The 8,348-nt window shown below is 63.9% G+C and carries 6 protein-coding genes; 2 read left to right on the forward strand and 4 right to left on the reverse strand.

All coding sequences use genetic code 11. The features are described from left to right. Nucleotides 1–634 (reverse strand): methyltransferase domain-containing protein (locus DVDV_RS20870; RefSeq protein WP_075356505.1); only part of this gene is annotated, 634 nt, incomplete at its 3' end. Between the two features lie 181 nt (nucleotides 635–815). Between DVDV_RS20870 and DVDV_RS20875 the strand changes: the two genes are divergently transcribed. Together DVDV_RS20875 and DVDV_RS20880 are read left to right on the forward strand one after the other, a co-directional pair. Continuing rightward, nucleotides 816–2,273 (forward strand): MBOAT family protein, encoded by a 1,458-nt coding sequence (locus DVDV_RS20875; RefSeq protein ID WP_075356506.1) that lies wholly within the window; start codon nucleotides 816–818, stop codon nucleotides 2,271–2,273. A gap of 14 nt (nucleotides 2,274–2,287) precedes the next feature. Continuing rightward, nucleotides 2,288–3,457 (forward strand): hypothetical protein, encoded by a 1,170-nt coding sequence (locus DVDV_RS20880; RefSeq protein WP_254845479.1) that lies wholly within the window; start codon nucleotides 2,288–2,290, stop codon nucleotides 3,455–3,457. Between the two features lie 13 nt (nucleotides 3,458–3,470). Here DVDV_RS20880 and DVDV_RS20885 read toward each other — a convergent pair whose 3' ends face one another. From DVDV_RS20885 to DVDV_RS20895, 3 genes are all read right to left on the reverse strand, one after another. After that, entirely contained in the window at nucleotides 3,471–6,188 is a 2,718-nt protein-coding gene (locus tag DVDV_RS20885) for a hypothetical protein (RefSeq protein WP_075356508.1), read from the reverse strand. A 607-nt stretch (nucleotides 6,189–6,795) separates the two neighbouring features. Continuing rightward, complete coding sequence (gene corA / locus DVDV_RS20890; RefSeq protein ID WP_075356509.1) at nucleotides 6,796–7,884, reverse strand: magnesium/cobalt transporter CorA; 1,089 nt, start codon at nucleotides 7,882–7,884, stop codon at nucleotides 6,796–6,798. Nucleotides 7,885–7,974: 90 nt separating this feature from the next. Continuing rightward, a partial coding sequence (locus tag DVDV_RS20895) for a d(CMP) kinase (RefSeq protein WP_175577146.1) occupies nucleotides 7,975–8,348 on the reverse strand: 374 nt, incomplete at its 5' end.

Here is an 8,348-nt window from a genome sequence, read left to right on the forward strand (position 1 = left end):
AGGTAGCGCCTGGAGCCAGTCGGGTCCCGAGGGCCTGGGCCAGGGCGTCGGCCAGATGGAAGGCGTTGTCGTGGACGAATCCGGGGTAGTGGGCGTCGAGGGCTTGGGGACTGGCCGGGAGGTCGTCGAGGCGGTAGATCGGGCGCAGGGTGAAAAACAGTTCGCGGCGTCCCCAGTTCTTGGCCGCTTGGGCCACGAGTCCGACCCGGCCCTTGCTGATGATCTGGCGGCCGATGAAGTCGATCAGCATGGCCATGTCGCAAGGGGCCTTGGGCGGCTGCCGCAGAAAGTCGACGGCCAGAAAGGCGACGTTGGTGGTCTGGTGCAGGGCGGCGAGTTCATTGGCGATGTGGATGATCTCGGGGTCGATGTCCAGGCCAAGGACCCGGCTGGCCCCGAGGCGGCGGGCCATGAAGGTGAAATAGCCGAGGTTGCAGCCGAGGTCGGCCACGGATTTTCCGGCCACATCGAGGTCGCCGATATAGCGTTCGAGTTCGGAGGTGTCCGAACCGTCCCCCGGGGCCAGCAGGCTGCCGTCCGGGGCGGGGACGGGACGCCAGATGCGCTGGGGGCCGAGGGCCGCAAGAAGGTGGTGCAGTCGGGCCATTTCGGGGGGGGACGATTCGCTGCGCATGGCCGACCGTATCGGGAAAGCGGTAGTCTGCCAAGGGTGCGGCAGGGTGTTGTCAAAGCCGGAGTCCTTGGGTAAGACCGATCACCCGCGAGACAAGCCCGGGCTGGCGCGCCGTTTATGGCCGTCCTCACTGGCGCACGGCACCGTTTGCGCCAGCCAACCCCTACCCCCACAAGCACCTATGGTATTTAGCTCCGCATCATTCCTTTTCTATTTTCTGCCCGTCGTGTTGGCGGCTTATTTCCTCAGCGTGCGGTTTGTGCATCTGCGCAACTGGATACTGCTGGCGGCCAGCCTTTTTTTCTATACCTGGGGCGAGGGCGAGTATGTCGTCGTCATGCTCCTGTCTATCGTCGCCAACTATCTGTTCGGCATATGGGTATATAAATCCCACGAGCGCAATAACGCCAAGATGCAGATGGGTGTGGCCATTGCGTTTAACCTGCTGCTGCTCATCATCTTCAAATATACGAACTTCCTGGTGGCCAACCTCAATTTGGTGCTTGATGCCGCCGGTCTGCCGACCATTACCATTGGACAGGTGCATCTGCCTATCGGCATTTCCTTTTTCACCTTCCACTGCATATCCTACCTGATGGACATCTATCGCCGGCAGACGCCGCCGCAGATGTCGCTGCCGTGCACGGCCCTGTATATTTCGCTGTTTCCCCAGCTCGTGGCCGGCCCCATCATCCGGTACAAGGACATCGCGTCCCAGCTCACCCACCGGTTCGTGGACCTGGAGCGGTTTTCCAAAGGCATCAACCGCTTCATCATCGGCCTTGGCAAGAAGGTGCTGATCGCCAACGTGGTGGGCCTGCCGGCGGACAAGATTTTCGCCATTCCGGCCGAGCATCTGACCACGCCGGTGGCCTGGCTCGGCATCGTCTGCTATACTTTGCAGATTTATTTCGATTTCTCCGGCTACTCGGACATGGCCATCGGCCTTGGCCACATGTTCGGGTTCAAGTTCATGGAAAACTTCAATTACCCGTACATCTCGCGCTCCATCCAGGAGTTCTGGCGGCGCTGGCATATTTCCCTGTCCACCTGGTTTCGCGACTACCTCTATATCCCGCTTGGCGGCAACCGGGGCGGCGAAGCCCGGATGTACCGCAATCTGGTGACCATCTTTTTCCTGTGCGGCCTGTGGCACGGAGCCAGCTGGAACTTCGTCATCTGGGGCCTTTTCCACGGCTTTTTCTCGGTGCTTGAGCGCTTTCCCCTGGGCAAGTGGCTGACCAAGGGCTCGCCCATCGTGGCCCATGCCTACACCATGCTGGTGGTGATGGTGGCCTGGGTGTTTTTCCGGGCCGAGACGCTGCCCCAGGCCCTGACCTTTATCAAGGCCCTGGGCGGTTTTGCCCAGGGGTCCGGCGTGGTGTGGCATATGGGGCTGTTTCTCAACCCCAAGGTGGTCATCGTGCTGTGCCTGGGCCTTGTCGGCATAACGCCCATCGTGCCGTGGCTGCTCGCATGGCGGGAGCGCGTCCTGGCCACACGGCAGATCGGACCGGTGGCGGTGGATGACGGGGTGGAAGTCCTGGTCAGTCTGGTGTTCATGCCGGCAGTGTTTGTGCTTTGCGCCATGTCCCTGGCCAGCGGGACCCACAACCCGTTCATTTATTTTCAGTTTTAGGACAAAGCGAAACCGTGTCTCCAAATTCTCGCCGCAAAGCCATCCACATGGCGGCTGTGGCCATATTTCTGGTCTGTATCTGCCTGCCGGGCGTTGAAAACACGTTTCACTTTGCGCCGCCGGTCGATCTCATGGAGAACGATCCGACGCCTTTGCCGGATTTCTCCCTGTCCCAGGTGTTTCGCACCTTCAACGTGCTGCAGCGCGGCTTCCTGGAAAAGACCTACGGCTTTCGCAAGCAGTTGGTGCGCTGGCAGAACATGCTCGACCTGTTCGTGCTGCAATCCTCATCGCACTATCAGACGGTCATCAAGGGCAAGGGCAACTGGCTGTTTCTGGCCCAGGAAAACACCGAACTCAACGTGGTGGAGGACTATCGGTCCAGCCGCCTGTTCTCGGCCCGGGAGCTGGCCCGATGGGTGGAGGTCTACCGGAAGCGCCAGGACGCCCTGGACGCCCGGGGTATTCATTATCTGATGGTGGTGGCTCCCAACAAGCACACCGTGTATCCGGAATTTTTGCCCTCGCAGTACAACCGGGTCAGTCCCATAAGCCGCACCAATCAGTTGGTGGACGCGCTGCAGGCGGCCGGGGTCAATGTCCTTGATTTGCGCGATACCATGCTCACGGTCAAGAAAGGGGCCCTGGCCTATTACCGCACCGACACCCATTGGACCACGTTCGGGGCTTTTGCCGGCTACATCGAGATCATGCGCTGGCTGACCCGGTGGTATCCGGAGTTCGAGCCGACCATTCGGGGCGACTACGACATCCACATCACCCCGGGACTGACCGGCGGCCTGTCGAGCATGTTGGCCCTGGCCGACATGTTTCCCGAGGACCGGGTGACCTTTGAGCCGCGCACACCACGCCAGGCCAAAGAGGTGGAAAACGCCGTGGCTCCGAAGGCGTTGTTCCAGCCCACCGTGGTCACGGAAACCGGCGACCCCAACCTGCCGACGGCAGTGGTTTTCCGCGACTCCTTTGCCCACGAACTGATGCCGTTTCTTTCGGAAAACTTCAATCGGGCCGTGTACCTGTGGCCCTATCCGTCCACTCCGCGGGAAATGCGCACCTTTGACTGGGGGACGATCGACTCGGTCAGGCCCGATCTGGTCATCGACGAATTCGTGGAGCGCTATTTCACGGAATTCCCGCCATCACAGCGTCCCGGCAAGCCCTGATCCCCGCCCCGCCTTATTCGCCCAGGAGCAGCAGGGTTGCCGGTCCCGCCGACACGGCGCCCAGAGCGGCCTTGGCCGCATAGCCCCCGCCCGGCACCGGTCCATCCGTGCTTTCCACCCCCGTGCTGCTGACCGCCAGGAAGCGCCAGGAATAGGTGCCCGGGCCGGCCAGGGTGCGGGTGAGCGTGGTCCCGGCCACAGGCGCGTCCGTCACCTTGGCCCAGACCCCGCCGTCCCTGGATTCATAGACATTGACCCCGACGATGCCGGCTGTCCGGGCCGGGTCCCAGCGCAGGTTCCAGGTTTTTCCTTCGGCGTCGGCGGCATAGGCCGTGGCCCCGGTCGGGGCCGGCGGCGGGGCGTTGGCGGCGATGGTGGCGGTTGTTTCCACGGGCGTTCCCGGGGCCAGATCGAGGCCCAGGGGGGTGAGCGTGTAGGTAGAGGGTGTGCCCCGGGCGGCGGCCGTGTCCACGAAGGGCGGGCTGCGAAAGACCAGCGGGTCCAGACCGGGCCGGGCGAGGCGGAAGGCGATGGCTCCGGCCGGCGGCGTGAAGTTCAGGCTGATGCGGTCAAAGGCCGTGGTGGCGGCCAGATCGGCCACCGCCTCGGGAGCGGCTGCGGCCGGACCGGCCAGAGAGCCTTGGACGGCCGTGGATTTGGCGCTTTCGGTGCCGGCGACCACGGCGCTGACGGCGAAATAGGCCCCGGCAGCCAGACCCGGTTCGGTGGCGGCGTAAAGGGCATAGGCCGTGCCGGCCACAGGGGTTGCGGTCAGCCGGGTGGTGACCGTGTCGGCGGTGTCGCCCTTGTAGATGTGGTATCCTTCCAGGCCGTGCTCCTGGCTGGCAGCCCAGGACAGGAGCATGGAGCTGGCGCCGGGGAGGCCAAGCACCCGCTGGGGTGTCTGGGGCGCTCCCGAGGCGTAGAGGGTGGCGGCAAGGAACTGCCGGCCGCTTGTGGCCTCGACGATGGCCGCCTCCACGCTGTTGGCCCCGGCATTGAGCCAAGCGGTCCGGGGAACCTGATAGGTGGCCGAGGCCCCGCCAAGGGCGTTGAACCCCTGGATCAAGGTGCCGTTGATGCGGGCGTCGAGGGTCTCGGGGATGTATTTCGTGCCATACCCGCTGTAGGTGAACGTGAACAGCGGGGTGCGGGTGTTGGTGCTGCTTGTCGGCGTCACGGCGAAGGTGCCGACCGGGACGTCCGAGGCGTAGGGAAGGTTGGTCACGGGGCCAAACGATGCCTTGTGGCTGACCTGGCTGCGCGGCGGCAGCAGCCGGGTCTGCTGGGCCGCGTTGACGGCCCGGCGTGTCCCGATGCGGTTTTCGGCGGTCATGGAGCCATCGCTTTTGATGGTCAGCACGGCAGCGGCCGTGGGCCGCACGCTCGGCGTGGCCCCCCGGGCGTTGGCGCGCATGGCCTGGGATTCGGCCGCAATGTCGGCGGCGGTGGGCCGGAGCCGGGCAGACCTGGGTGCGTCGTTGCCGCCGGTGGCGTCGTAGACCTTTTCCAGGCCGTATTCGATGATTTCGCTGCCGACCTTTTTGATGGGCCAGCTCGAGCCTGGGGCCCACATGTCGAAAATGGCGTCGCCAAGCTTGTCCCAGATGAATTCCTTGGCGTATTCGCGGGGATTTTCCGTCCGTTCCTGGATGAAATTGGTGAACTTGATGGTCCAGCAGACATTGTGCGTGAGCAGCGCGCCCTGGCCCACCTCGATGATGACCTCCCCGGCCTGGGCCTGGTCATAGCCCGGTTCCAGGGTCACTTCCCGGACTTGGCCGTCGGCGAATTGCACGGCCATCGACGGCAGCCGGACCGTGCCGTAGACCACCACCGGCTGCATCCTGATCCAGTCGCCCTTGACGAGGTTTGTCCCGTTGGACAGGGCGGTCCATTCCCCGCTGATCTGGTTTTTGATCTCCACTCCCCAGTCCGAAGTGAGCACCGTGGCGAAGGGCACGGACAGGGTGCGGGAGACCGGGGGCGCACTGCCGCCCTCGGCCGTGACCTTGCCGGACACCGGGCCGGAATCGAAGGCGGACAGGGGACAGGTCAGGGAGAAGGGAGCGTACCCGGCATAGACATAGGCTGCGGTGGTAACCTGTTCCGGGGATATTTCCAGGGGGGACGCGGCTTCGAGACTGTAGGTCTCGGCATCGACGGGCAGTTTGGTCGTGGCCTCCATGGTTGTCTGGATGTCGCTGACGCACAGGCGTCCGTATTCGATCCAGGCGTGGCGAAACTGCCTGATGTTGAGGCTCAGCACCCCCTGGACGGCGGTGCCGGGGACGGTCTCGCCACCGGAGGTGCGCAGTTCCAGGGCGACGGTATAGCCCCAGGTCCTGGAAAACCCGTCAGGGTAGGTTGCGTCATACCAGGGTTCGGCCAGGAATTGCCCTTCTTTGACGGTTGCCTGGGCGGTGTATTCGAGATTTGGGGCGACGGTGTAGTTCCAGACGTCAAAAAACGGGATGCCCTGGGCCGAGCCGGTATAGACGGCGGTGACGGTCAGGCGTTGATGGCCCTGGGCCTGGAATGAAACGGTGGGCTGCTCATTTTCGAGCCTGGAACCAAGGGGGGAGACGAGGCTGCCGTCCCCGTCGGCATCCATGGTGATCACGAGTTGCCAGTCGCTGAGAAACGGTGTGGTGATGGTGGCTCCCCGGGCCGCCAGCGGCAGCAGCAGGGCGAGCACGAACAGCGGGCAGATGGGGCAAAGGCGTTTCATACAACACCTCCGGAGGCCAGATCCGGATCAGCGTCACAGCGGTAGTGCAGAGGGGACGCGTCCGGGGGGAGTCGTGGGGCGCGATGAGGGATGTGCTGTTGTGAACAATACAATAAGCATCAAAACAGGGCAAGTGTTGTCCGGGGTCCGTGTGCGGGTGTTTTCGTGTTTTTGCAATGATTGGTGCTGAAATTGTTTTGAAGAACGATCAATAGCGATAGCATTGCATGTGAAAATGTTTAGGGAGGCCCGTGTTTGACGTGTGCATCGCAATTGAGAGTGTTTTGAAGTGATGTCTGTATCTATGTTTTCCCGTTGGTGCACTCGTGAATTTGATGTAATGATGGATAATGTGACTGTTTTTTGCCGTTTCTTCAGCTTCCGGCAACAGCGCAAGAGCGATTTTTGTTTTCCGGGATGTTGCGGGGCGGGCGGCAAATGGAGGCAGCGGGGCGGGCGGTTTGCCCGAACCGTTTAGTCCACGCGCCCGGGCCGGGAGAACATCGATGTTGCGGCAAGAGCCGGCCATACCCCGTTCTGCCCGGCCGGCCGGCGCCCCGCAGGCAGGGCGGCCGGCCAGGACCGGCCAGGGGGGGGCGCTGCCGGCCTAGCGGCTCTCCCCCTGGCCCGTCAGCCAGTGCTTGCGGTAGAAATAGGCCGCCATGCCGACCACGGTCAGGCCCATGAAGCCGAGCAGGCCATAGATGCCCCACTCCTCGCTTTTGAGCGGCAGATTGTCGAAATTCATGCCGAAAAAGCCGACCAGGAAATTGAGCGGCAAAAAGATGGTGGCCACCAGGGTCAGGTACTGGCCCACGGCGTTCATGCGCAGTTCGGCCTTGGTCATGGACAGGCCGACCATTTCCGAGAGCATCTCGCGCAAGGTCTCCACCGCGTCGAGCACCTGGTAGACGTCCTGCTGGATGTCATTCCAAAGGACGGCCGTGGCCGGATCCGAGGCAATGGCCTCGTCTTTGACGAAACGTCCGAGCACTTCCCGCAGCGGCCACAACGAGCGGTGCAGGAAGAGCACCTCGCGCTTGAGCCGGTAGATCTCGGTCAGGGCTTCGCTGCCGCCGTCGGAAAGCAGCGTCTGCTCGATGCCCTCGATCTCTTCGGCCAACTGCCCAAGGGTCAGGATGTAGTCGTCCAAAATGGCCGAAATGAGCGCGTGGGTCAGATGGGGCTGGCTGCGCCGGGCCGTTTTGTTGCCGCCTTTTTCCAGGCGCAGGGCCACATCGTCCCAGAGGTTGTGCTCGCGCTCCTGAAAGGTCAGGACAAAGCCGTCCCCGGCGGCCAGCCCCACCTGTTCGGCCAGCACCCGCCGTTCCTCGGCCGAATAGGCCAGCAGGCGCAGCAGGATGAAGATATGTTCGTCATAGTCCTCGATGACCGGCCGGTGGCCGGTGTCGAGGACGTCTTCGAGGAGCAGGGCGTGCAGGCCAAAGCGCTTGCCGATCGTCTGCACCAGCCCGGCGTCGTGGACGCCGACCACCCGAACCCAGGCCACACAGCCCTCGGGCAAGACCGGATCGTTCTCCTCCAGGCTGTCGTAGCGGCGGATGGTCACGCCGTTGCCGGAGAGGGTATGGACCACCACATAGGGCGCAAAGGACGGCCGGGCCGGAAAGGGCGAGGCGGCCTCGGCCGGGAGGCCTTTGGCCCGGCGGGAGCGTTTTTTAAAGCGGTCGAGCATGGCGGAAGGCTCCTTTCATCGGGACATGCCGGCGGCTGGCCAGCCGCCCGGTCCGCAGCGCTGCCCCGGGGCGGCGTGGACCGGGCCGGATCAGGCCCGGGCGGCGGCCACGATGGCGGCCACCACGGCGTCTTCGGTCAGGGTCGAGGTGTCGATGGTCCGGGCGTCCGGCGCGGCTGTCAGCGGCGCTTCGGCCCGGTTGCGGTCCTGGTCGTCGCGGCGGCAGATGGCGGCCAGGATTGTGGCGTAGTCTGCCGGTCGGCCAAGCGCAGCCAGCTGGTCCACCCGCCGTCTGGCCCGCACTTCGGGCGAGGCATCGAGAAAGAACTTGCAGGGGGCGTCCGGAAAGACGGCTGTGCCCATGTCCCGGCCCTCGGCCAGGAGGTCGGTGGTGCGGCCCAGGGCCTGCTGGGCCTGTTTGAGCCGGGCGCGCACCACCGGCAGCACGGCCAGCTTCGAGGCCA

The organism is Desulfovibrio sp. DV, from assembly GCF_001936595.1.
Taxonomy (GTDB): domain Bacteria; phylum Desulfobacterota; class Desulfovibrionia; order Desulfovibrionales; family Desulfovibrionaceae; genus Solidesulfovibrio.